Raw genomic sequence first — 24,030 nt, 5'->3', positions numbered from 1 at the left:
GCTCCTAGCGCCCCGAGGACGCGGCCGAGGCCGGCGCAACGGCTGCCACCGCGGCACTGCGGGGATCGGTGATCGTGATCGGCGGCTCCAGCGGCCCGATCCCGCGCAGCTCGGGCCGGTACATGTCCTCGGCGAACGCGCCCGGTACGACGTAGCGGCCCGGCGTGACGACGCGCAGGAGATAGAACACATTGAGCCAGTTGGGGTCGAGCCTCGCCGCGGCGACGTAGCGGTCGTCGCGGTACTCGCGGTGCTTGATGCGCGCATCGGCCATCGCCTCGCCGACGTTGACGTTGCCGACCGTGAACTCCTCGGCCTTCGGCCCCTGCGACAGGTTCAGGTTCTCGACCTCGAAGCCGGCCGGGATGCGGTCGACGATCAGCGCGTCCTCGATGCGCTGCTTCGAACGGGCCTGCACGCGCACGATCAGCATCTCGCCGACCGCGAAGCTGCGGCCGATGGCCGGCTTGCCGGTCATGTCGAACCAGTCGCGCTTGAGCTCGATCACGTCGCTGCGCGGCACCGGGGCCTTCAGCGGATAACCGCCGGCGTCGATCTCGACGAAGAGCGCGGCGTCGGACTGGCTGCTCAGGCTGACGCCGCGCGCCAGTGCTGCCGCATCGAAGCTGCGCATCTCGGTCGTGCGCGAGTCGATCGCCTGCACGTCGTTGCCGGTCTTCAGCTGCAGCCGCCACGGCTGGTCGGCCGCGCCGCCGGCGGCACGCGCGGCGAGGAACAGCGCGAGCCGCTCCTGCGTCGAGTAGTACTGCCGGCCGCCGACTCGCTCGGCCAGGTCGAACAGCAGATTCTCGCGCCGTGCATGCGGCATCTCGTGGCGGTGCAGCAGCGCATAGGCCAGCGCCAGGTCGCGCGGCGACGAGCCGTAGTCGCCCAGCCACTCGTAACCCCAGCCGAAGTCGCGCGGCTGGATGCCGTACGGCCGCGCCAGCGCATCGTCGAGCGCCACCTGCGCGCGGTTGGCGTCGCCCATCAGCTTCAGCGCGAGGGCCAGGTGCACCAGCGGCAGCGGCGAACGCGCGCGGTCGCGGTACTGGTCGTGCAGCAGGCGCAGCATCGCCAGCGGTGCCTTCTGCTCGCGCGCCAGCATGTAGCCCACGTGCGCCAGTTCGGCGAAGCGCTTGTGGCTGTCGCGCACCAGCTCGTAGTCTCGACCGGAGAAGGTGGGCACCGGGCCACTCGCGCGCGCCGAGGCCGGCAGCGACGGGAAGCGGTTCGGCGCCTGGTTCAACTCGCCCAGCAGCCAGTCCTGGCCGCGCTTGAGCATCGCCTCGGGCACGTTGAAGCCCTGCTGCTTGGCATCGGTCAGGAAGCCGGTGACATAGGCCGACAGCCACGATTCGTAAGGCCCGTCGCCCCACAGCGTGTAGCCGCCGTTGGCCTTCTGCATGCCGGCGAGCCGCCCGATCGCACCCTCGACGAACGCCGCGCGCTCCGCGCGGCTGCGCGGCGCCAGGCCCAGCGCCTGCGCGCCCGCTTCGTCGATGAAGAGGTGCGGATAGGCCGCACTGGTGGTCTGCTCCAGGCAGCCGTACGGGTAGTCGAGCAGGCCCTTGACGAGCCGGCTGACGTTCAGCGGCGGCTTGTTCGAGACGCTGACACTGAGCGCGCTGGAGCCACGGTAATAACGCTCCAGCAGCGCGGGTTCCAGCTTCAGTGTATTTCCGGGCTCGAGGCGTGCGCGGCGCACCTCGCGCTCCAGCGCGGCCGGCGGCTGCACCTGCAGAACGGACTCGCGCGCGATCGTGATGCCGCTCGCACTGGCCAGCTTCAAGCGCAACCGACCGAGGCCATAAGCATCGGTGGCCTCGGCCGCGAAGCGCAGCGTCGTGCGCTGCTGCGGCTTCAGCACCACTTGTCGCTCGCCGTCGGCGATGCGCACCGGCTCGGCCGCCTCCAGCTTGACCTTGACGGTCTGCGGCTCGGTGGTCAGGTTGGTCACGTCCAGCGCCAGCGTCGCGGCATCGCCCGGCGCGATGAAGCGCGGCATCGCCATCTCGGCCACCAGCGGTGCGGCCGAGACGGTCTCGCTTTCAGCATGCGCGAACTTCTCGGCCGTGGCGGCGACGGCCATCAGCCGCAGCGTGCCGTTGAAGTCGGGGATGGCAAGCGTCACCGTCGCCTCACCCTTGGCATCGAGCTGCACCGGGCCGCTGAACAGGTCGACCAGCTTGACCTTCTTCGGCATGCTCTGCGTGTCACGGGCGCGCGCGTCGCCGCCGTAGGCCAGCTTGCCGCGCTGGCCGTCCATCTTCTCGATCAGCTTGCCGTACATGTCGGCGAGCTCGGCATCGAAGCGGTGCTTGCCGAAGAAGAAGTCGGCTGGATCCGGCGTCTTGAAACGCGTGATGTTCAGGATGCCGACGTCGACCGCCGACAGCGTGACCCAGGCCGGCTGCCCGGCCAGGCCCTCGGCGCGCAGCTTGACCGGCACTGTCGTTTCCGGGAGCACCTTGGGCGGGGCCTGGATGGCAAGCTTCAGCTTGCGGTCGTCGCGGGCCAGCGGCAGGTGAACGAGGCCGAGTGAACGTGCCGGCGTCACGCGGTCCCCGGCACTGCCGGGGCGATACGCCGTGACCGTCGCATAAAGGTCATGCCGGTTCCACGCCGCATCGATCGGAATCGCCAGCGTCGTGCCCTGCGCCGACACTGCCATGCGCTTGCTCCACAGCAGCTTGTCGCCCTGCACCGTCACCAGCGCGTGGCCGTCGTGCGGCGGCGTGATGGTCAGCTGCGCGCTGTCGCCGGCCTTCAACGGCGCATTCGCGAGCTTCAACTGCACGCGGTCGGGCCGGTTGCCGATGCTCTCGGCATCCTGCGCGCCCCAGCCGGCATAGAAGCGGTAGCGCAGCTTGAGTTTCGTCTGCGGATCGTCGAGCTCGACGCGGTAGCGGCCGTAGCCGACCGGCAGCCGCAGCTTGGTGCGCGCGCCGGTCAGAGCGACGCTGCCACCTTCGAGCGGCTCATCGTTCTCGACGTAGCCCGAATGCCAGCCCTTCTGGTCGTCGTAGCGCCAGTAGTAGCGGCGCTCCTCGCGGATCAGTCGAACGGGGACGCTCACATTGGCCGGCAGGGCGACGAACTGGCCCTGCGCGTTGACGCGAATCAGCTCGAACTCGGCGATGGCGTTCTCCTGCGCAACATCGCGGTCGAACAGCGGGCGCAGCGCCAGCAGCTCGCGCGCCGGCCACACCGCGCGCTCGATCGAGCGCACCACCGGCCGGCCGCCCGATTCGAGCAGGCTGAAGCTGCCGCGCACCAGCAGCGGCGAGTGCGCGCCGGTGGCCGCCACCGGCAGCGTCACGGTCGCATCGCCGTCCTCGTCGAGGCTTTGTTCGGGCACCTCCTCGCGCTTCTTCAGCCGGTCGTCGGCGACGTCGCCGAAGATGAATCCCGGCCACTGCTGCGCTTGCGCGAAACGCAGCCGCTCGGTGGTCGCGCTGACCAGCAGCCGGTTGCCGGCCGCCGGCGCGCCGAACAGGTAGGCGCCGCGCACCTGCACGTCGAACGGGTCGTCGCGGCCGAGCACCGGCTTAGGCGTTGTCAGGTCAAGCTTCATGCGCTCGGGCAGGAACTCCTCGACCTGGAAGCTGAAACTCGCATCGGGCCGCTTGGCGCCCGGGTCGGCACGCAGCTCGAGCAGCCACGTGCCGGTCTGCGCGTCGGCGGGCAGGGCCACCGCACGCTGGAAGTAACCCGGCTGCTGGCCGCTGGGCGTCCAGGTGGCCGTCAGCACCGTGCGCCCGTCCGGCCGCTTCAAGGTCGCCGCCAGGGGCTGCGGCGCGATCGCCCTGCCATCGGCATTGCGCGCCAGCACCGAGGCCTGGAAGGTTTCGCCGGGCCGGTACAGGTCGCGCCCGGCGTAGACGAAGAGCTTGGTATTGCGCGACGGATGACCGCCGACGTCGAACTCCGACAGGTCGAGCCCCGGCTCGCGCAGCGCGATCACCGACATCTCCTTCGCGCGCCGCGCGACCAGCAGCGTCGCGGCGTCCGGCACGCTGGCGAAGAGCGCGTGGCCCTGTGCGTCCCCCGCGGCCTTGCCGAGCGAGCGCCCGTCGCCGTCGAGCAGCTCGAACTGGATGCCCGACAGCGGCTCGCCCGACTTCAGCGAGGTCGCGAAGGCGTCCAGCGAGCTGGTGTGGCGCTGCGCCTGCAGGCCGATGTCGCTGACGTAGAAGTAGGTGACCTGGTAGTCCTGCGCGAAGCGGCCCGGCTGCGACATCACCGCGACGTAGACGCCCGGCTCCTGCAGCTCCTTGATCTCCTCGACCGGCAGGAAGGTGACGCGGCGCTTGTTCGCCGCCGGCTCGGTCTTGAAGCGGCCGGCGTAGACGCTCTTCGTGCTGGCGTGCAGCTGGTCGAGGTCCCAGGAGCTGACGCGTCCTTTGAGTGATGGGTTCGAGCCGCTCTCGTAGTCACCCTCGCCTTCTTCGGCCGGTTCCTGGCTGCGGCGCGCGCCGGCGACCCGTTCGAAGAAGCGCGGCAGTTCGTCGGCCTGCACGCGCAGGAACTGCAGGTCGACCTCGGGCACGTTCAGCGTGACGATCGGCAGCCCGCCGTTCTGCTGCGCCGGCAGCACGACGCCGCGGCTGGCGAAGTAGAACGACGGCGACATCGCTTCGCTGGCCACTTCGCAGCGCTTGGGCTCGGCGAGCTTGCGGCCGTCGGCCGCCAGCACACCCGCCTGCACCTCGATGCGGAACTGGCGCTGCGGCGCGATGTACGGGAAGTAGGCGATGCGCGGGTTGTCGCCGATCACCCAGGCGCCTTGCAGCAGCTTGCCTTGGCGGTCGGCCTTGGCGCCGGCGGCCCCCAGGTCCGACACCAGCAGCTGCGTCTGCAGCTTCTGCTTGCGGTCGAGCGGCTGGCTGAACAGCACCGCCAGCGCCGGGCTGTCGTCGAGCAGCCGCGCGACGCAGTCGGTGGCGATGAAGGGCGCGTTCGGATCGCTTCCGGCGAGCAGCCCGGCACCGCCCTCACGCGCGGCGGGCAGTCGCCCCTGCTGCCACCACCAGCCGGCGGCCGCCGCGAGCACCACCACCGCGGCCGCAGCCGCTCCGATCCAGCGTGTCCTGGCTTGCATGCGAACTCTCCACACCCGATGGGCGCGCGATTCTGCAGTCTAGACAGCCGCCGTCGCACCCCCGTATCGATCGCGGCGCTGCGTGTTTCATTCGCTGCAGCGGCCTCTACACTCGTGTGGATGAAGACCTACGAACCGATCGCAGCGAAGACCGTCGCCTTTCTCGGCCTCGGCGTGATGGGCCATCCGATGGCCGGCCACCTGGCGCGCGCCGGGCACGCCGTGACGGTCTACAACCGCACGGCAGCCAAGGCCGCCGCCTGGGCCGCCGAGTACGGCGGCCGCGCGGCCGCGACGCCGCGCGAAGCGGCGCAAGGTGCGCAGTTCGTGTTCGCCTGTGTCGGCAACGACGACGACCTGCGTTCGGTCGTGCTCGGCGGCGACGGCGCCTTCGCCGGCATGGCCAGCGGCGCGGTGTTCGTCGACCACACGACGGCCTCGGCGGCTGTCGCGCGCGAGCTGAACGAAATCGCGATGCAGAGCGGCCTGCACTTCGTCGACGCGCCGGTCTCCGGCGGCCAGGCCGGCGCGGTCAACGGCCTGCTGACGGTGATGTGCGGCGGCGATGCGGCCGCCTTCGACGCGATGCAGCCGGTAGCGATGGCCTTCGCCCGCGCGGTCACGCGGGTCGGTGAGAGTGGCGCGGGTCAGCTGGCGAAGATGGTCAACCAGATCGCCATCGCCGGGCTGGTGCAGGGGCTGGCCGAAGCCATCGCCTTCGGCGACCGTGCCGGGCTGGACATGAAGCAAGTGCTCGAGGTCATCGGCAAGGGCGCCGCGCAGAGCTGGCAGATGGACAACCGCGGCAAGACGATGGTCGACGGCCAGTTCGAATTCGGCTTCGCGGTCGACTGGATGCGCAAGGACCTCGGGCTGGTGCTAGACGAGGCGCGCCGCAACGGCGCGAAGCTGCCGGTGACCGCGCTGGTCGACCAGTTCTACGCCGACGTGCAGGCGATGGGCGGCAACCGCTGGGACACGTCCAGCCTGATTCGCCGGCTGAAGTAGCGCGCGCTACTGTTGCTTCGGTGGCTGTCCGGAGGCCAGCTCGGCCTCGCTGATCAGCTCGAACACGCGCACCACCTTCTGCACGCCGCCGATCGAGCGCGCGACTTCGGTCGCGCGGTTCGCCTCGCGCTCGGTCACGCGGCCGAGCAGGAAGACCTGGCCGCGCTCGGTCACCACCTTGAAGGCGTTGGCATGCAGGTCGCGCGCGTCGATCAGGCTGGCCTTGACCTTGCTCGTCAGCACGACGTCGTTCGAGCGTGAACCGATCGAGCTGGCGGCCGTGACCGCCAGCTCGTTGACCACCGAGCGCACGTTCTCGATCTGGCCGAGCGCCTGCTCGACGGCGGCGCGGTCGGCGTCGCTGGCCACCTCGCCGGTGATCAGCACCATGCGGTTGTAGCTGGTGACGTTGACGTGCCCCCGATCGCCGATGGCCGTCTTGACGCGGCTGACCGCCTTCAGCTCGATCGACTGGTCCTCGACCTGCGCGCCCGAGGTGCGGCGATCGCTGGCCATCAGGCCGCCGACGACGGCACCACCGACCATCAGCGGCGCACAGCCGCTGAAGAGCGGGGTCGTGATCGCCGCCAGGGCCACCACGGCGGCGCAGCGCGAGACGGATGCGAAAAGTTGCTTCATGCAGGATCCTGTTGTTCACCGAGCAGTTGCAGATCGATCGCGTCGCACATGCAGTGCAACACCAGCAGCTGCACTTCGAGCACGCGCGCGCGGCGCTCGTGCGGCACCGTCAGCAGCACGTCGGTCTCGCCGAGCACCTCGCGCAGTGCGCCGCCGGTGCGGCCGGTCAACGCGATCACCGTCATGTCCTTGTCCTGGGCCGCGCGCGCCACATCGACCAGCGCGATCGCATTGCCGTCGGCATCGATCAGCAGCAGCAGATCACCGGGCTGGCCCAGCGTCTCGACCTGGCGCGGCCACGTGGCGGCATCGGGGCCGAGGGCCAGCGCGGCGAGCCCCGGCCGTTCACGTTCGAAGCCCTGCAGCAGATTGGCCGCCACCAGCTGCGCCAGCGGCGCGGCGCCGGCGAGCCCGGCGACCAGCATGCGTCCACCCGCGGTGAAGCCGGCAACGATGGCCTGCACCGCTTCGGCCACCGGACGGGACAACACTTCGGCGGCCTGGTATTTGAGGTCGGCGCTTTCGAAGAAGTGCTGCTGGATGCGCTGCTCGAGCATGCGCGGGATCATATGACAGGGGTCTGCAAGCGGCGGTTACGGAACTGCCGAAGTGCCGGTGACTCACCCGGCATCGAACGCGCCGCGCAGCCACTCGAGCTGGTCGCCGTCGATCGCGATCACGTCAAAGCGGCAGGGCGGCGGCGTGCGCAAGCGCATCAGGTAGTGCTGCGCGGCGCGCACGATGCGGCGCTGCTTCAGCCCGCTGACGCTGGCCGCGGCGCCGCCGGCGCGGCCGTCGGCGCGCGAGCGCACCTCGACGAAGACCAGCGTGCCGTCCCGATCGGCCACGATCAGGTCGACCTCGGCGCCGCGCGCATGCGGCCCACCCGCCAGCCGATAATTGCGGCACACCAGGCGCAAGCCCTGGTCTTGAAGAAACTGAAGCGCGCGCTCTTCCGCCACGTCGCCGCGTGACTTGGTCGTCGTGCCGCCTGACCTGCCGCCTGTCGTGACCATTGCTCCCTCGATGCTGCTTCAAGCCGCCGCCGCCGCCGCCGGGGGGCAGCGCTTTGCGGCCGGCGCACTCTACGTGGTCGCGACGCCGATCGGCAACCTGGCCGACCTGACGCTGCGCGCGATCCATCTGCTCGACCTGGTCGACGCGGTGGCCTGCGAGGACACCCGCGTCACCGGCCGGCTGCTGCACCACCTCGGCCTCGACAAGCCGCTGATCGCGCTGCACGAGCACAACGAGCTCGCCGCGTCGCAGCAGGTGCTGGCGCGGCTGGCCTCCGGCGAGCGCGTGGCCTATGCCAGCGATGCCGGCACGCCGGCGATCAGCGATCCCGGCGCGGCGCTGGTCGCCGCGGCCGCAGCGGCCGGTCATCCGGTGGTCGCGATCCCGGGCGCCAGCAGCGTCGTCGCCGCGCTCAGCGTCGCCGGCGATGCGCAGGCCACCGGCTTCGGCTTTCACGGTTTCCTGCCGCCGAAAGGCCAGGAGCGGCGCGACGCGCTCGACGCGCTGCTCGCGCTGCCGGGCAGCCAGGTGCTGTTCGAGGCCCCGCACCGCATTCACAAGCTGATCGAGCTGCTGGCCGAGCTCGCGCCGCAACGGCAGCTGACGATCTGCCGCGAGCTGACGAAGCAATTCGAGCAGGTGCACACCCTCGCCGCCGCCGACGCGCCGGGCTGGCTGGCCGCCGATGCGCAGCGCGGCCGCGGCGAATTCGTGCTGGTGCTGCATGCCGTGCCCGCCGCGTCGACGGCGCCGGCCGCGGCGGCCGAAGGCGAGCGCGTGCTGGCGCTCCTGCTGCGCGAGCTGCCGCTGAAGCAGGCGGTGACGCTGGCCGCCGACATCAGCGGCGCGCCGCGCAACGCGCTGTACAGCCGGGCGCTGGAGCTGCGCGAGGGCTAAGATCGGCCGATGATCTCCCGCGAACCCACCCTCGAACGCCTGGCCATCGCCCGCTCGATGCTGCTCGACCCCTTCGGCCTCGACGAGCCCGGGCTCGTCAAGGCGCTGGGCACGATCGGCGAGCACCGCGTCGACGATGCCGACCTGTATTTCCAGATCACCCGCCATGAAGGCTGGAGCCTGGAAGAAGGCATCGTCAAGAGCGGCAGCTTCTCGATCGACCAGGGCGTCGGCGTGCGCGCGGTCGCCGGCGAGAAGACCGCCTTCGCCTATTCCGACGACATCTCCGAGGCCTCGCTGCTCGACGCCGCGCGCACCGTGCGCAGCATCGCGGCGGCCGGTCAGAGCCGGCGCGTGAAGATCAGCGGCGCGCCGAAGATCGCCGGCAGCCGCGCGCTCTACGGCCCGACCGACCCGATCGCGACGCTCGACAGCGCGCAGAAGGTCGCGCTGCTGGAGAAGATCGAGCGCATCGCCCGCGCGCGTGATCCGCGCATCGTGCAGGTGATGGCCGGGTTGGCCGCCGAGTACGACGTCGTGCTGGTCGCCCGCGCCGACGGCACGCGCGCCGCCGACGTGCGGCCGCTGGTGCGCATGTCGATCACCGTGATCGCCGAATCGAACGGCCGGCGCGAGGTCGGCTCCGGCGGCGGCGGCGGGCGCTTCGGCCTCGGCTACTTCCAGGACGCTCAGCTCGAGCGTTATGTCGACCAGGCCGTCAACGCGGCGCTGACGAACCTCGAATCGCGTCCGGCGCCGGCCGGCGAGATGACCGTCGTGCTCGGCCCGGGCTGGCCCGGCGTGCTGCTGCACGAGGCGGTCGGCCACGGGCTCGAGGGCGATTTCAACCGCAAGGGCTCATCCACCTTCGCCGGCCGCATCGGCCAGCGCGTCGCCGCCAAGGGCGTCACGGTGCTCGACGACGGCACGCTGCCCGATCGCCGCGGCTCGCTGAACGTCGACGACGAGGGCCATCCGTCGCAACGCAACGTGCTGATCGAGGACGGCATCCTGAAGGGCTACATCCAGGACTCGATGAACGCCCGGCTGATGGGCGTCGATGCGACCGGCAACGGCCGCCGCGAGAGCTACGCCCACGTGCCGATGCCGCGCATGACCAACACCTACATGCTGGCCGGCGACAAGACCAAGGAAGAGATCGTCGCCAGCATCAAGCGCGGCCTGTACGCGACGAACTTCGGCGGCGGCCAGGTCGACATCACCAGCGGCAAGTTCGTGTTCTCGGCCAGCGAAGCCTTCTGGGTCGAGAACGGCCGCGTCCAATACCCGGTGAAAGGCGCGACCATCATCGGCAACGGGCCCGACGCGTTGACGCGCGTCAGGATGATCGGCAACGACCTCGAGCTCGACACCGGCGTCGGCGTCTGCGGCAAGGAAGGCCAGAGCGTGCCGGTCGGCGTCGGCCAGCCGACGCTGCGCATCGACGGGCTGACGGTCGGCGGCACCGCCTGAGCCGGCGCGGCCTGGGTCGGCGCTCGATGCAGGTATTGCGGCGCAGCAATCGCGTGCTACAGTCGCCGCCCATGCGTTCGGCCGTCTTCTTTTTTGGCTACTTTTGGTTCTCGCACCGCACCGGCGGAGGAGAGGCAAGCCTGCAGCCCAGATAGAGAAGCAAGCGAACCCTCAACGAACCGCCGGCAGCCCCGGCGGTTTTTTTTCGTCCTTTCGTCCTTTCGTTTCGGAGAGCAGCCATGACACCCAAATCCACCAGCAGCCATTCCTCCGACGGCGGTGGCTTCGGCTACGCGCTGAGCGAGAAGACCAGCGAAACCGACGACCAGCGCATCGAGGATGTCGTGCCCCTGCCGCCGCCCGAACACCTGATCCGCTTCTTCCCGATCGCCGGCACGCCGATCGAGAAGCTGGTCGGCAAGACGCGAGATGCCGCGCACCGCATCCTCTCCGGCAAGGACGATCGGCTGCTGGTGATCATCGGGCCCTGCTCGATCCACGACCCGGCCGCGGCAATCGAATACGCCCGCCAGCTGAAGGCCGAGCGCGAGAAGCACGCCGACACGCTGGAGATCGTGATGCGCGTGTACTTCGAGAAGCCGCGCACCACCGTCGGCTGGAAGGGCCTGATCAACGACCCGTACCTCGACGAGAGCTACCGCATCCACGAAGGGCTGCGCATCGCGCGCCAGCTGCTGGTCGACATCAACCGCCTCGGCGTGCCGGCGGGCAGCGAGTTCCTCGACACGATCAGCCCGCAGTACATCGGCGACCTGATCTCCTGGGGCGCGATCGGCGCGCGCACCACCGAAAGCCAGGTGCACCGCGAGCTGGCGTCCGGCCTGTCGGCGCCGATCGGCTTCAAGAACGGCACCGACGGCAACCTGAAGATCGCCACCGATGCGATCCAGGCCGCGTCGCGGCCGCACCACTTCCTGTCGGTGCACAAGAACGGCCAGGTGGCGATCGTCTCGACCAAGGGCAACAAGGACTGCCACGTCATCCTGCGCGGCGGCAAGGCGCCGAACTACGACAAGAAGAGCGTCGACGCGGCCTGCGCCGAGCTCGAAGCGGCCAAGCTGCCGTGCCGGCTGATGATCGATTGCAGCCACGCCAACAGCAGCAAGCAGCACCAGCGGCAGGTCGACGTCGCGCGCGACATCGGCGCGCAGCTCGCCGAGGGCAGCCGCTGCATCGTCGGCGTGATGGTCGAAAGCCACCTGCATGCCGGCGCGCAGAAGTTCACCCCCGGCAAGGACGACCCGGCGGCGCTGGAGTACGGCAAGAGCATCACCGACGCCTGCATCGGCTGGGACGATTCGCTGACGACGCTGCAGATCTTGAGCGACGCCGTCAAGGCGCGCCGCGGCCAACGCTGATGTAAGTGTGTGCTCGCAACGGTAGGTTGCAAGCAATCATCGAAGGTTACCCGGAGCAACCTACGGCAAGAAGGCTGGCGCGGCGCAGCGGCAGCGTTTGCAATGGGTTGCCTCTCATCGTTTCGAAAAGGAAACCCTCGATGATCCGTTCGCTGAAAGAAGCGCTGATTCCGGCACTTGCTGCCGCCCTTCTTGCCGCGCCGGCCTGGGCGCAACAGCCCATGCAGCCGCCACAGCCCGCGCCGCAGGCGCCGGCCGATCCCGCCGAAGCCGCCTTCCGCAGCGCCGACACCAACAAGGACGGCCAGCTCAGCCGCGAAGAGGCCGCCAAGCTGCCGGCGATCGCCGCGCGCTTCGACGAGCTCGACAAGAACAAGGACGGCGCACTGAGCTGGGAAGAGTTCCGCGCCGGCCAGCGCGCCGCGCCTTGATCGGCGTCGGTCAATCGTCCGCGGCCTGCTGCGCAGCGAGCCGTTCGCTGCGCCAGTAGACGTCGTCGCCGCCGAGCCCGTCGAGGTTCGCGCGGTTGAGCACTCGCGCCAGCACGAACAGCAGGTCCGACAAGCGGTTCAGGTACTGGCGCGGCGTTTCGTTGAGCGCTTCCTGCGCGCCGAGCGCGACCACCGCGCGTTCGGCGCGCCGCGCCACGCTGCGGCTGACATGCGCGAGCGCCGCGCTGCGCGTGCCGGCGGGCAGGATGAACTCGGCCAGCCGCGGCAACGCTGCGTTGTGCGTGGCCAGCGCCTGGTCCAGCCGCAGCACCGCTTCGGCCTTCAGCAGCGTGTAGCCCGGGATCGACAGCTCGCCGCCGAGGTTGAAGAGCTCGTGCTGGACCACCACCAGCAGCGAGCGCACGTCGTCGGGCAACGGCTCGGCCAGCAGCACGCCGAGGCTCGAATTGAGCTCGTCGACATCGCCCATCGCCTGCACGCGCAGGTGGTCCTTCGGCACGCGGCTGCCATCGCCGAGGCCGGTGCTGCCGTCGTCGCCGGTGCGGGTTGCGATCTGGGTCAATCGATTGGCCATGGTGTGCAAATTCGCAGCAGGGAAGCTGCGATCTTGCCCGAAGCGGCACTCCTAGAATGACCGCTTCCGTTGTTGTCGCCGCCGGCCCGCTCCCAAGGCGACAGCGCCCCCTCGGGGGGCCGACGCCGAAGGCGTCTTGGGGGCTAACGAACGCTGGGGATCGCCATGAACGCCACGCTGCCCGCCCACCTGTTGCCGCTGCAGCCGCGCCCGGTGCCCGCCGCGATGATCGACGCGCTGAAGTCGCGTTTCGGCGCCCGCTGCACGACCGCGCTCGCGGTGCGCGAGCAGCACGGCCGCGACGAATCGCCGTTCGACGTGCCACCGCCCGAGGCCGTGGTCTTCGCCGAGAGCACCGAGGACGTGGCGGCCGTGGTCACGCTGGCCGCGCAGCACGCGGTGCCGGTGATCCCGTTCGGCGTCGGATCGTCGCTCGAAGGCCATCTGCTCGCGGTGCAGGGCGGCGTCAGCATCGACGTCTCGCGCATGAACAAGGTGCTGCGCGTGCAGGCCGAGGACCTGACCGTCACGGTGCAGCCCGGCGTCACGCGCAAGCAGCTCAACGACGAGATCCGCCACACCGGGCTGTTCTTCCCGATCGACCCGGGCGCCGATGCGTCGATCGGCGGCATGGCCGCGACGCGCGCCAGCGGCACGAACGCGGTGCGCTACGGCACGATGCGCGAGAACGTGCTGGCGCTCGAAGTCGTGACCGCCAGCGGCGAAGTGATCCGCACCGGCACGCGGGCCAAGAAGTCCAGCGCCGGCTACGACCTGACGCGTCTTTTGGTCGGTAGCGAGGGCACGCTGGGCGTCATCACCGAGGTCACGCTGAAGCTTTACCCGCAGCCCGAATCGGTGTCCGCCGCGGTGTGCCATTTCCCGAGCATCGCCGACGCGGTGGCGACGACGATCGAGGTCATCCAGCTCGGCGTGCCGATCGCGCGCTGCGAGCTGCTGGACGCCAACGCGGTGCGCGCGGTGAACCGCCACGACAAGCTGACGCTGCGCGAGGCGCCGATGCTGCTGATGGAGTTCCACGGCAGCGAGGCCGGCGTGCGCGAGCAGGCCGAGATCGTGCAGGCTGCCGCCACCGAGCACGGCGGCGAGCACTTCGAGTGGGCGACGACGCCGGAGGAACGCTCGCGGCTGTGGACCGCGCGCCACCACGCGTACTTCGCCGCGCTGCAATTGAAGCCCGGCTGCCGCACCGTGACCACCGACACCTGCGTGCCGATCTCGCGCCTGGCCGATTGCATCGCGCTGGCGGTGAACGAGGCCCAAGCCGCCGGGCTGCCGTACTACATCGTCGGCCACGTCGGCGACGGCAACTTCCACATCGCCTACCTGATCGACCCGGCCATTCCCGCCGAGCGCGAGCTCGCCGAGCGGCTCAACGACCAGATCGTGCACCACGCGCTGAAGCTCGAAGGCACCTGCACCGGCGAGCACGGCATCGGCTTGCACAAGCAGGGCTTCCTGCTCGACGAGGCCGGCGCCGGTGCGGTCGAGATGATGCGGGTGGTCAAGCGTGCGCTCGACCCGAAGAACATCCTGAATCCCGGGAAGATCTTTCGGCTGTAGCCGAACCCGTCAGGCCGCCGCGAGCGGCGCGCCATGGCTGCGCAGCCAGTGCGTCAGCGCCGCGGCCTCCAGCGGCCGGCTGTACAGATAACCCTGGCCGCGCCCGCATTGCATCTGCTGCAGCAGCGCCGCCTGGCCGCTGCTCTCGATGCCCTCGGCGACGGTGGACATGCCCAGCGTCTGCGCGACGCGGATCGTCGCCTCGATCAGCGCCCGGTGGTACTCGCTGGTCTCGGCATGGCTGACGAAGGAGCGGTCGATCTTCACCGTGTCGACCGGCAGCTGGTGCAGGCAGGCCAGCGATGAATAGCCGGTGCCGAAGTCGTCGAGCGCGATCGTCAGCCCGAGCGCCTTCAGCTCGCGCAGGCGCGTGCGGGCGACCTCGTCCTGCGCCGCCAGGCTCTCGGTGACCTCCAGCTGCAGCTGCGACGGCGCGATGCCGCTGGCGTCCAGGCAGGCCTGCACGTCGGCCACCAGGCCCGCATGGCGCAGCTGCACCGTCGACAGGTTGACGGCGATCGATTGCGGCGCCAGCACCCCGAGCTCATGCTGCCAGGCGACGAACTGGCGGCAGGCGGTGTCGAGCACACGGCGGCCGAGCTCCACGATCAGGCCCGACTCCTCGGCGACCGGAATGAACTCGGCCGGCGTCACCAGCCCGCGCGTCGGGTGGCGCCAGCGCGCCAGCGCCTCGACCGCACCGGCGCGGCCGGCGCTGAAATCGACCACCGGTTGATAGACGACAAACAGCTCGTCCCGCTCGAGCGCGAGCCGCAGGTCGTTCTCGATCGCCAGGCCGCGCGCGACGCGCTCGTGCATCGACGGATCGAACACCACGTAGCGGCCGCGGCCGCCGCGCTTGGCCTCGTACATCGCGGTGTCGGCGTCGCGCATCACGGTGTGGGCATCGTTGGCCGCCTGCTCGGACGTGACGATGCCGATGCTGGCAGTCGAGTGCACGACATGCGGGCCGATGCGGTACGGCTCGGCCAGCCGCTCGAGCATGCGCCGCGCGACGGCGCAGGCATCGTCGCGGCCGCGCACGTGTTCGAGCACGACGACGAACTCGTCGCCGCCGATGCGCCCGGCGGTGTGCTCGTACGCCGGATCGTGGCCGATCACGTCGCCGGGGCGCAGCGTGCGGCGCAGGCGCTGCGCGATCTGGCGCAGCAGCTCGTCGCCGACCGCGTGGCCGAGCGTGTCGTTGACCTGCTTGAAGCGGTCGAAGTCCATGAACAGCACGGCATAGCCGAAGCCGGCCTGTTCCTGCGAGCGCTGCAGCGCCTGCTGCACGCGGTCGAACACCGCGGCGCGGTTCGGCAGCTGCGTCAGGCCGTCGGTGCGCGCGGCGTGGCGCAGCATCGCCTGCATCTGCATCTGCTCGGTCATGTCGAAGTGCAGGCCGGCCAGGCGCCGCGGCTGGCCCTGGTCGCCGCGCTCGATCACGGTGCCGCAGCTGAGCACCGTGGCCCAGTCGCCGTCGGGCCGGCGCAAGCGCTGCTCGCAGCGGAACGGGACCGCCGGATTCGCCAGGTGCAGCGCCAGCGCATCGCGACGCGGTTGGCGGTCATCGGGGTGGACCAGCGACTCGAGCACGTTGTCGCCTTCGAGGTCGAGGTCCCCCGGGCGGTAGCCGAGCATCGTCACCAGCCGGTCGTTGCACTGGAAGTGGCCGCTGGCCATGTCCCACTGCCAGGTGCCGACGCCCGCCGAGTCGACCGTCATCTCCAGCAGCACGCGCTGGTTGCGCTGTTCGGTGACGTCGATGAAACACGAGACGACACCGGCCGAGCGGCCGAGCGCATCGATCACCGGCTCGGCATTGACCATCAACCAGCGCAGCTCGCCGTCGGCGCGCGTGACACCGAGGATGCGGCCGTGCAGGCCCTCGCCGCTGCGCAGGGCGATCGTGCCCGGGCGGTCGGCCATCAGGCATTCGCTCAGGTCCTCGTTGAGCACTTTCCAATGCGGCGGCAGCGGCTCGTGGCGCAGGACCTGGTCCCGCGTCAGCTCGAGCATGCGCAGCGCCGCCGGATTGCATTCGACCGATTTGCCGTGCTCGTCCTGCATCAGCACGCCGGTCGGCAGCGCGGCCAGCAGCGCCGCGGTCTTCAGCCGTTCGGTGACGCGCTCGGTGACGTCACTGGCAACGCCGACGAATCCGGACAGCGCACCGGCGCCGTCGCGCAGCGGCTGCAGGTCGAGGTCGAGCCAGAAGTCGCGGCCTTCGCGGGTGCGGCTCAGCACCTCGACGCGCACGCCGGCGCCATCGGCCTGCGCCTGGCGAATGCGTTGCACCGCGGCGGGGTCGGCGCCGCCGGCGAGCAGCATGCGCACCGGGTGCTGGCCGATCACCTCGGCCGCACCGTAGCCCGTGATGCGGGCAAAGCCTTCGTTGATCCAGACGATGCGGCCCTTTTCGTCGGTCAGGATCACGGCCAGATGGGTGCGCTCGGCCACCAGCGCCAGGCGGGCCAGCTCATCGGCCTGGGCCGCGAGCTGGCGCGTCTGGCGCCGCACCGCGCGCGCCGTCGGCTCGGCGACACCGAGTGCCAGGAAGATCAGCATCGCCGCGATGTACAGCGCCGACGAGCGCTGCGCGCCGATCGCCTCGTCGCTGCGCGCGCGGGCGGCCTCGCTGGAGCGCACGGCCAGCGTCTGCGCGGCGTCGAGCGCCGGCTCGACCTCGATCTGCAGCGCGACGACCGCGGCGCGCAGCCACTCGGGGCCCTCGCGCTCGATCAGGCTGCGGCGCACGTTGTCGCTGCGGTACCAGAGCCGCTCGCGCGCCTCCTGCCAATCGTGCAGTGCCGGCCGCAGCAACGCGGCGGCGGTCGGCGAGGAGCGGGTCTGCACGTCGACGAGCTCGGACAGCCGCCGTGCTTCGACCTGCGACTCGGCCACCGCCTGCTGCAGCGCGCTGTCGATCGCGTCGCGGTCGTCGGGTTGCGTCTGCAGCAGCGCCGCCAGCCGCGCGATCTGCTGGCTCCACATGCCTTGCCGTCCGGCCAGGCCGACGATCTCGGTGTCGACCGCCCGTTCGTGCTCGAGCCACTCGCCTTGCTGCTGCTGACCGATGACCACCGCGGCGACCAGCACCAGCACGCTGAACAGCGCGACGCGCACGCGCTGGTGCATGCCGCCGGACAGGCGACTCTGCAATTCGTCGCCACCGGCTTCGGCGCCGGCATCGACCACGCGCCGCGCACGGTAGCGCACGCCGATGTACAGCACCGGCGCCAGCAGAACGCTCATCAGCAAGGCTCTGAGCAACGCGCCGAGCCAGCCGCTGACCGGCCCGCTTCCGTCGAACGCCAGGGTCACCATCGTGGCCGCGGCGAAAACCGCGGCCACGATCGCGAGCAGATCCAGCGCCAGGTGCAACCTGGACGACGGCATCGCTCGACGGGGGACCGGGGTCGACGGCAAACGCAAGCTCCGGACAAAGAGGGGGCCTTCGGGCGACACGCCCGATGGTCTGCTCGTCGTATCGACCCGTAATGGTGCGAACTTGAATGAGCGCGATGTGCAGGGCGTGCGCAAGCGGCCGCGCCGTGACATCGATCGCTCGACGAGAGGCCCTCGAGGGCCTCTCGCCCGCGGGCCGCTATTGCTGCGGCGCGCCGACGGACCAGCGTTTGGTCACGTCGCTCTTGGAGTTCACGCTCTCCAGGTGCACACCGAACCCCCACAGGCGGGCGACGTGCTTCAGCACTTCCTGCGCGCCGTCGTCCAGCGGCCGGTCGTTGTGCTGGAAATGGCGCAGCGTCAGCGAGCGGTCGCCGCGCAGGTTGACGTTCCAGACCTGGATGTTCGGCTCGCGCGAGCCGAGGTCGTACTGGCGCGACAAGGCCTCGCGCACCCGCTTGTAGCCGGCGTCGTCGTGGATCGCGCTGACTTCGAGCTCACTCTGCTTCTCGTCGTCGGTGATCGCGAAGAGGCGGAAGTCGCGCATCATCTTCGGGCTCAGGTACTGGCCGATGAAGCTCTCGTCCTTGTAGTTGCGCATCGCGTGGTCGAGTGTCGGCACCCAGTCGGAGCCGGCGATCTCGGGGAACCACTGCCGGTCTTCCTCGGTCGGCGATTCGCAGATGCGCTTGATGTCGGTGTACATCGCGAAGCCGAGCGCATACGGGTTCAGCCCGCTGTAGCCGCGCTCGCCGACGCGCGGCTGGAAGACGACGTTGGTGTGCGACTTCAGCCACTCGATCATCACGCCGTCGGTCAGCCAGCCTTCGTCGTACATCGTGTTCAGCAGCCGGTGATGCCAGAACGTGGCCCAGCCTTCGTTCATCACCTGGCTCTGGCGCTGCGGATAGAAGTACTGCGCCACCTTGCGCACGATGCGCACGACCTCGCGCTGCCACGGCTCCAGCAGCGGCGCGTTCTTCTCGATGAAGTAGAGCAGGTTCTCCTGCGGCTCTTCGGGGAAGCGGCGCACCTCGGCCGGCTCGTCGGCCTTGCCGGCGCGCTTGGGCAACGTGCGCCACAGGTCGTTGACCTGCTGCTGTGCGTAGGACTCGCGGTCCTTGCGGTCGGACAGTTCCTGGGCCAGGCTCTTGCGGCTCGGCCGGCGATAGCGGTCGACACCGTGGTTCGACAGCGCGTGGCAGGAGTCGAGGAAGGACTCGACGGTATCCATGCCGTGGCGCTCCTCGCACTCGGCAACGTAGTTCTTCGCGTAGACCAGGTAGTCGATGATCGACGACGCGTCGGTCCACATGCGGAACAGGTAGTTGCCCTTGAAGAAGCTGTTGTGTCCGTAGGCCGCATGCGCGATCACCAGCGCCTGCATCGCCATCGTGTTCTCCTCCATCAGGTAGCTGATGCAGGGGTTCGAGTTGATGACGATCTCGTAGGCCAGCCCCATCGCGCCGCGCTTGTAGTTGCGCTCGGTGGCGATGAATTCCTTGCCGTAGGTCCAGTGCCGGTAGTTCACCGGCATGCCGACGGACGCATAGGCGTCCATCATCTGCTCGGCGGTGATGATCTCGAGCTGGTTCGGGTAGGTGTCGAGGCCGTAGCGCTCCGCCGTGCGGCGGATCACCTCGTGGTAGCGCTCGATCAGCTCGAACGACCAGTCGCTCGGGCCGTCGAGTTTCTGGACCTTGCCGCCCCAGGGCAGCGGGCCGCGCAGCGGACGTTCGGGAATCAGGACAGCGCTCATGGGGTCGCCCGCCGGGCCGCCCCAAGGGCGATGGCTCCCCCTCGGGGGGAAGCGAACGGAGTGAGCAAGGGGGTCATGGTCGTCACGCGGCAGCCGCAGTGCCTTCCTTCTTGAACAGGTCGCGGAACACCGGATAGATCTGCGTCGCTTCGGTCGCCTTGCGCATCGCGAAGTGTCCGTAGGTCTCGGCGAGCTGGGTGTATTCCTCCCACAGATTCTGTTCCTCTTCGGCGACCTGCACGTAGGCGAAGTAGCGCACCAGCGGCAACAGCTTCTCGGCCAGCAGCTCGCGGCAGCGGCCGGAATCGTGGTGCCAGTTGTCGCCGTCGCTGGCCTGCGCGCCGTAGATGTTCCATTCGGCCGGGTTGTAGCGCGCGCGGATGATCTCTTCCATCAGCACCAGCGCGCTCGACACCACCGTACCGCCGGTCTCGCGGGCGTGGAAGAAATTCTCCTCGTCGACCTCCTGCGCCTGCGTGTGGTGGCGGATGAAGACGATGTCGATCTTCTCGTAGTGGCGCGTGAGGAACAGGTACAGCAGGATGAAGAAGCGCTTCGACAGGTCCTTGCGGCCTTCGTCCATCGAGCCCGAGACGTCCATCAGGCAGAACATCACCGCCTTGGAGGTCGGCACCGGCACGCGGATGCGATTGCGAAAGCGCAGGTCGATCGGGTCGAGGTAGGGAATGCGCTCGAGGCGCGCGCGCAGCGCGGCGATCTCTTCCTCGAGCGGCTTGATCTCCTTCTCGGCCGTCTTGTCGCCGGCCAGCGCCGCCGCCTTCAGCTCGATCAGCTTCTCTTCCATCTCGCGCAGCTCGCGGCGTGAGCCCGAGCCGATCGCGAGGCGCCGGCCGATCGCGCCGCGCATCGAGCGCACGACGTGCAGGTTGTTCGGCGTGCCGTCGGACACGTAGCCGGCGCGCTGGCTGCGCCACTCGGGCGTCTCGGCCAGCTGCGTGCGGATCAGGTGCGGCAAGGCCAGGTCCTCGAAGAAGACCTGCATGAACTCTTCCTTGCTCAGCGTGAAGGTGAAGTCGTCTTCGCCCTCGCCCTGGTCGCTGGCCTGGCCCTTGCCGCTGCCGCCGCCCTGGCCACCCTTGGGCCGCTCGATGCGGTCGCCGCGGATGTACTCGCGGTTGCCCGGGTGCACGACCTCGCGCACGCCACCCTGGCCGTGGTGGAACACCGGCTCGTTCATGTCCTTCTTGGGAATGCGGATCTCTTCGCCGCGCTCCAGGTCGCGGATGCCGCGACCATCGACGGCGCGCCGCACGGCGTCCCTGATGTGGCCCTTGTAGCGCCGCATGAAGCGCTCGCGGTTCCCAATCGACTTGTTCTTGCCGGCCAGCCGCCGGTCGATGATCTGTTGCAGCATCCCGTCCTCTCGCTTTGGCGGTTAGTTGCGCTGCCCCCTGATTCGGTTCTCAGCTCGACTTGCGAACGCGCAGGTACCACTCGCAGAGCAAGCGCACCTGCTTGGGCGTGTAGCCCTTGGCGACCATGCGGGTGACGAAGTCCTCGTGCTTCTTGGCTTCGTCGGCGCTGGCCTTGGCGTTGAAGCTGATCACCGGCAGCAGCTCCTCGGTGTTCGAGAACATCTTCTTCTCGATCACCGTGCGCAGCTTCTCGTAACTGGTCCAGTTCGGGTTCTTGCCGGCATTGCTGGCACGCGCGCGCAGCACGAAGTTGACGATCTCGTTGCGGAAGTCCTTCGGATTCGCGATGCCGGCCGGCTTCTCGATCTTCTCGAGCTCGGCATTCAGCGCACCGCGGTCGAAGACCTCGCCGGTGTCGGTGTCACGGTACTCGTGATCCTGGATCCAGTAGTCGGCGTAGGTGACGTAGCGGTCGAAGATGTTCTGGCCGTACTCCGAGTAACTTTCGAGGTAGGCGGTCTGGATCTCCTTGCCGATGAACTCCGCATAGCGCGGCGCCAGCTGTTCCTTGATGAACGAGACGAACTTCTGTTCCTGCTCCTGCGGGAACTGCTCTCGTTCGATCTGCTGCTCGAGCACGTACATCAGGTGCACCGGGTTGGCGGCGACTTCCTGGCTGTCGAAGTTGAACACCCGCGACAGGATCTTGTACGCGAAGCGCGTCGAGATGCCGCTCATGCCTTCGTCGACGCCGGCGTAGTCGCGGTACTCCTGGTAGCTCTTCGCGCGCGGGTCGGTGTCCTTCAGGTTCTCGCCGTCGTAGATCTGCATCTTCGAGAACAGCGACGAGTTCTCCGGCTCCTTCAGCCGCGTCAGGATCGCGAACTGGCTCATGATCTTCAGCGTGCCCGGTGCGCACTTGGCCTCGGCCAGCGACGAGCCGCGAATCAGCTTCTCGTAGATCTTGACCTCTTCGCTAACACGCAGGCAGTACGGCACCTTGACGATGTAGACGCGGTCGAGGAAGGCCTCGTTGTTCTTGTTGTTGCGGAAGGTCTTCCATTCGCTCTCGTTCGAGTGGGCCAGGATGATGCCGTCGAAGGGGATCGCGCCGAAGCCTTCGGTGCCCTTGAAGTTGCCTTCCTGCGTCGCCGTCAGCAGCGGGTGCAGCACCTTGATCGGCGCCTTGAACATCTCGACGAATTCGAGCAGGCCCTGGTTCGCGAGGCACAGGCCGCCCGAGTAGCTGTAGGCGTCCGGATCGTCCTGCGCATAGGTCTCGAGCTTGCGGATGTCGACCTTGCCGACCAGCGAGCTGATGTCCTGGTTGTTCTCGTCGCCCGGCTCGGTCTTGCAGACCGCGATCTGCTTGAGCACCGACGGGAAGCGCTTGACGACCTTGAACTTGCGGATGTCGCCGCCGAACTCGTCGAGCCGCTTGACCGCCCACGGGCTCATGATGCGGTTGAGGTAACGCGCCGGGATGCCGTATTCCTTGTCGAGGATCGCACCATCTTCGATCGCGTTGAACAGGCCCAGCGGCGACTCGTTGACCGGCGAGCCCTTCAGCGCATAGAAGGGCACGTCCTGCATCAGCAGCTTCAGCCGCTCGGCGATCGAGCTCTTGCCGCCGCCGACCGGGCCCAGCAGGTAAAGCACCTGCTTCTTCTCTTCGAGGCCTTGCGCGGCATGGCGGAAGTAGGAGACGACCTGCTCGATCGAGTCCTCCATGCCGTAGAACTCGGCGAAGGCCGGATAGATCTTGATGACCTTGTTCGCGAAGAGGCGAGACAACCGTTGATCGTTGCGCGTATCGATCATCTGCGGCTCGCCGATCGCCTTGAGCATCCGCTCGGCTGCGGTGGCGTAGGCGAGCGGGTTGCGCTTGCACTCGGCGAGGTAGTCCTCGAGGGACAGCTCCTCTTCCCGCGTGCGTTCGAAGCGGGCGGCGAAACTGCTGATCACGTCCATTCGGACCTCCTTAGGCGGACACAGCGCCGATGCGAGAGAGGCTCCCCATCGGCGTCGGGGAAGTTCTGATGAAGTCCCGGCTTCACGGGCCCAGGCTCCATCAGAGCTTTCCGGTCAGCATGCAGCTATGTGATCAGTTCAGTGAGTCTCCAGCATGGATCAATCGTGTCGGCTGCGAGGCACTGAGAAAACCCCGTAAGCGGGTGCTTTTCTCGGCCAGACCAGCAAGGCCCGCGCCAGGCTCGTCGCCATCGTATACGCGCTTCAACGTCGGCGCATCGGGCCTCGCCGACATGGACACACCGGCTGATGAACATCATGCGCCGAAACGCGAAGTGATGCACGCCTGCGGACGCGTGCGCGCCACAGTCTGGTGCGCGCGCCGCGAGGTGCATGATCTCGTCAACGCTCGCCGGCACCGAGCCGATCGAGCAGGCCACTGAGCTCTTCGAACGACGCGAAGGCGATCGCCACCTCGCCGCGTTGACCGCGTGCACTGCGGCGCTGCAGCCGGATCTCGACCTTCGCGGTCAGCGCATCGGCGAGCTGCTCTTCGAGGCGCAGGATGTCGCGCGACTTGTCCTGCTTCACGCGCAGCAAGGTCTTCTGCCGGCCCGGCGACTGCGTGCGCGCGACCAGCTTCTCGGCTTCACGCACCGAGAGCTTCTTGGCGACGATCTCGTTCGCACTCAGGATCTGCTCGGCCGCATCGAGCGACAGCAAGGCGCGCGCGTGACCCATGTCGAGGTCGCCGGCGATCAGCATCTGCTGCACCGGCGCGCTCAGGTTCAGCAGCCGCAGCAGGTTCGTGGCCGCGCTGCGCGAGCGGCCGACGGCTTGCGCCGCCTGCTCGTGCGTCAGGTGGAATTCGTCGACCAGGCGCTGCAGGCCCTGCGCTTCTTCGAGCGGATTGAGGTCTTCGCGCTGGATGTTTTCGATCAGCGCCATCACCGCGGCGGCTTCGTCGGGCACGTCCTTGACGAGCACCGGCACCGCGTCGAGGCCAGCCAGCTTCGCGGCGCGGAAGCGGCGTTCGCCGGCGATGATCTCGTAGCCGTTGGCGCCGACCGGGCGCACCAGGATCGGCTGCATCACACCCTGGCTCTTGATGCTTTCGGCCAGCTCGTACAACGAGCCTTCGTCCATGCGCGTGCGCGGCTGGTACTTGCCGGGCCGCAAGCGGGTCAGCGGCAGGCTGCTCGGATGCGCATCGCTGGCCGCGGCCTCGCTGACCTTGGGCCCGAGCAAGGCTTCGAGTCCGAGCCCGAGGCCCTTGGGTTTCTTCGTGACCATCAGTGCCCGCCCGGCCGTCCGAAGGGCACTGAGCGCCCCTCGGGGGCTGCGAGCGAAGTGAGCTGGGGGCTGGTCATCTCTGCGATTGTGGGCCAA

The 24,030-nt window shown here is 69.0% G+C and carries 16 protein-coding genes; 6 read left to right on the top strand and 10 right to left on the bottom strand.

The annotated features are described in order from the left end of the window. Window positions 1–4: 4 nt before the first annotated feature. Complete coding sequence (locus tag HLB44_RS20525) at window positions 5–5,104, bottom strand: alpha-2-macroglobulin family protein (protein WP_173126175.1); 5,100 nt, start codon at window positions 5,102–5,104, stop codon at window positions 5–7. A gap of 120 nt (window positions 5,105–5,224) precedes the next feature. Here HLB44_RS20525 and HLB44_RS20520 point away from each other — a divergent pair, with 120 nt between their 5' ends. Continuing rightward, complete coding sequence (locus HLB44_RS20520) at window positions 5,225–6,112, top strand: NAD(P)-dependent oxidoreductase (RefSeq protein ID WP_173126172.1); 888 nt, start codon at window positions 5,225–5,227, stop codon at window positions 6,110–6,112. Window positions 6,113–6,118: 6 nt separating this feature from the next. Here the strand turns inward: HLB44_RS20520 and HLB44_RS20515 are convergent, their stop codons facing one another. The 3 genes from HLB44_RS20515 to HLB44_RS20505 form a co-directional block, all read right to left on the bottom strand. Next, window positions 6,119–6,751, bottom strand: coding sequence for a BON domain-containing protein (locus HLB44_RS20515; protein WP_173126168.1), 633 nt, complete (start codon window positions 6,749–6,751; stop codon window positions 6,119–6,121). Further along, window positions 6,748–7,308, bottom strand: coding sequence for an SIS domain-containing protein (locus HLB44_RS20510; protein WP_173127103.1), 561 nt, complete (start codon window positions 7,306–7,308; stop codon window positions 6,748–6,750). The genes HLB44_RS20515 and HLB44_RS20510 overlap by 4 nt, the downstream gene beginning before the upstream one ends. A gap of 63 nt (window positions 7,309–7,371) precedes the next feature. Continuing rightward, window positions 7,372–7,767: a YraN family protein gene (locus tag HLB44_RS20505; RefSeq protein ID WP_173126165.1), complete on the bottom strand. Its 396-nt coding sequence runs from the start codon at window positions 7,765–7,767 to the stop codon at window positions 7,372–7,374. Between the two features lie 10 nt (window positions 7,768–7,777). Here HLB44_RS20505 and rsmI point away from each other — a divergent pair, with 10 nt between their 5' ends. From rsmI to HLB44_RS20485, 4 genes are all read left to right on the top strand, one after another. After that, a complete protein-coding gene (gene rsmI / locus HLB44_RS20500) occupies window positions 7,778–8,665 on the top strand; it encodes a 16S rRNA (cytidine(1402)-2'-O)-methyltransferase (RefSeq protein WP_173126162.1) in 888 nt (295 codons plus the stop codon). 9 nt (window positions 8,666–8,674) lie between these two features. Continuing rightward, the gene (gene tldD, locus HLB44_RS20495; protein WP_173126159.1) at window positions 8,675–10,138 is read left to right on the top strand and encodes a metalloprotease TldD; all 1,464 of its coding nucleotides are present in this window, start codon (window positions 8,675–8,677) and stop codon (window positions 10,136–10,138) included. Between the two features lie 239 nt (window positions 10,139–10,377). After that, entirely contained in the window at window positions 10,378–11,517 is a 1,140-nt protein-coding gene (locus tag HLB44_RS20490; RefSeq protein ID WP_173126155.1) for a 3-deoxy-7-phosphoheptulonate synthase, read from the top strand. A gap of 140 nt (window positions 11,518–11,657) precedes the next feature. Then, window positions 11,658–11,948: an EF-hand domain-containing protein gene (locus HLB44_RS20485; protein ID WP_173126152.1), complete on the top strand. Its 291-nt coding sequence runs from the start codon at window positions 11,658–11,660 to the stop codon at window positions 11,946–11,948. 10 nt (window positions 11,949–11,958) lie between these two features. Here HLB44_RS20485 and HLB44_RS20480 read toward each other — a convergent pair whose 3' ends face one another. Continuing rightward, window positions 11,959–12,543, bottom strand: coding sequence for a cob(I)yrinic acid a,c-diamide adenosyltransferase (locus HLB44_RS20480; protein WP_173126149.1), 585 nt, complete (start codon window positions 12,541–12,543; stop codon window positions 11,959–11,961). A gap of 165 nt (window positions 12,544–12,708) precedes the next feature. Here HLB44_RS20480 and HLB44_RS20475 point away from each other — a divergent pair, with 165 nt between their 5' ends. Then, window positions 12,709–14,127, top strand: coding sequence for an FAD-binding oxidoreductase (locus HLB44_RS20475; protein ID WP_173126146.1), 1,419 nt, complete (start codon window positions 12,709–12,711; stop codon window positions 14,125–14,127). A 9-nt stretch (window positions 14,128–14,136) separates the two neighbouring features. On the opposite strand, the gene HLB44_RS20470 is transcribed toward HLB44_RS20475, so the two are convergent. The 5 genes from HLB44_RS20470 to HLB44_RS20450 form a co-directional block, all read right to left on the bottom strand. Beyond that, window positions 14,137–17,526: a sensor domain-containing protein gene (locus HLB44_RS20470; RefSeq protein WP_173126143.1), complete on the bottom strand. Its 3,390-nt coding sequence runs from the start codon at window positions 17,524–17,526 to the stop codon at window positions 14,137–14,139. Between the two features lie 208 nt (window positions 17,527–17,734). Next, window positions 17,735–19,294 carry a SpoVR family protein gene (locus HLB44_RS20465; RefSeq protein WP_173126140.1) on the bottom strand — a complete coding sequence of 520 codons (1,560 nt, stop codon included), beginning with the start codon at window positions 19,292–19,294 and terminating at the stop codon, window positions 17,735–17,737. Window positions 19,295–19,376: 82 nt separating this feature from the next. Next, window positions 19,377–20,669: a YeaH/YhbH family protein gene (locus HLB44_RS20460; RefSeq protein WP_217283749.1), complete on the bottom strand. Its 1,293-nt coding sequence runs from the start codon at window positions 20,667–20,669 to the stop codon at window positions 19,377–19,379. A gap of 49 nt (window positions 20,670–20,718) precedes the next feature. Further along, window positions 20,719–22,641: a PrkA family serine protein kinase gene (locus tag HLB44_RS20455; RefSeq protein ID WP_173126137.1), complete on the bottom strand. Its 1,923-nt coding sequence runs from the start codon at window positions 22,639–22,641 to the stop codon at window positions 20,719–20,721. A gap of 402 nt (window positions 22,642–23,043) precedes the next feature. Then, window positions 23,044–23,934 carry a ParB/RepB/Spo0J family partition protein gene (locus HLB44_RS20450; RefSeq protein WP_173126134.1) on the bottom strand — a complete coding sequence of 297 codons (891 nt, stop codon included), beginning with the start codon at window positions 23,932–23,934 and terminating at the stop codon, window positions 23,044–23,046. Window positions 23,935–24,030 lie beyond the last annotated feature (96 nt).

The organism is Pseudaquabacterium terrae (assembly GCF_013266755.1).
Lineage (GTDB): Bacteria > Pseudomonadota > Gammaproteobacteria > Burkholderiales > Burkholderiaceae_C > Pseudaquabacterium > Pseudaquabacterium terrae.
The sequence above is the reverse complement of the archived record's forward strand: the minus strand, read 5'-3'. Positions and strand labels throughout refer to the sequence as shown.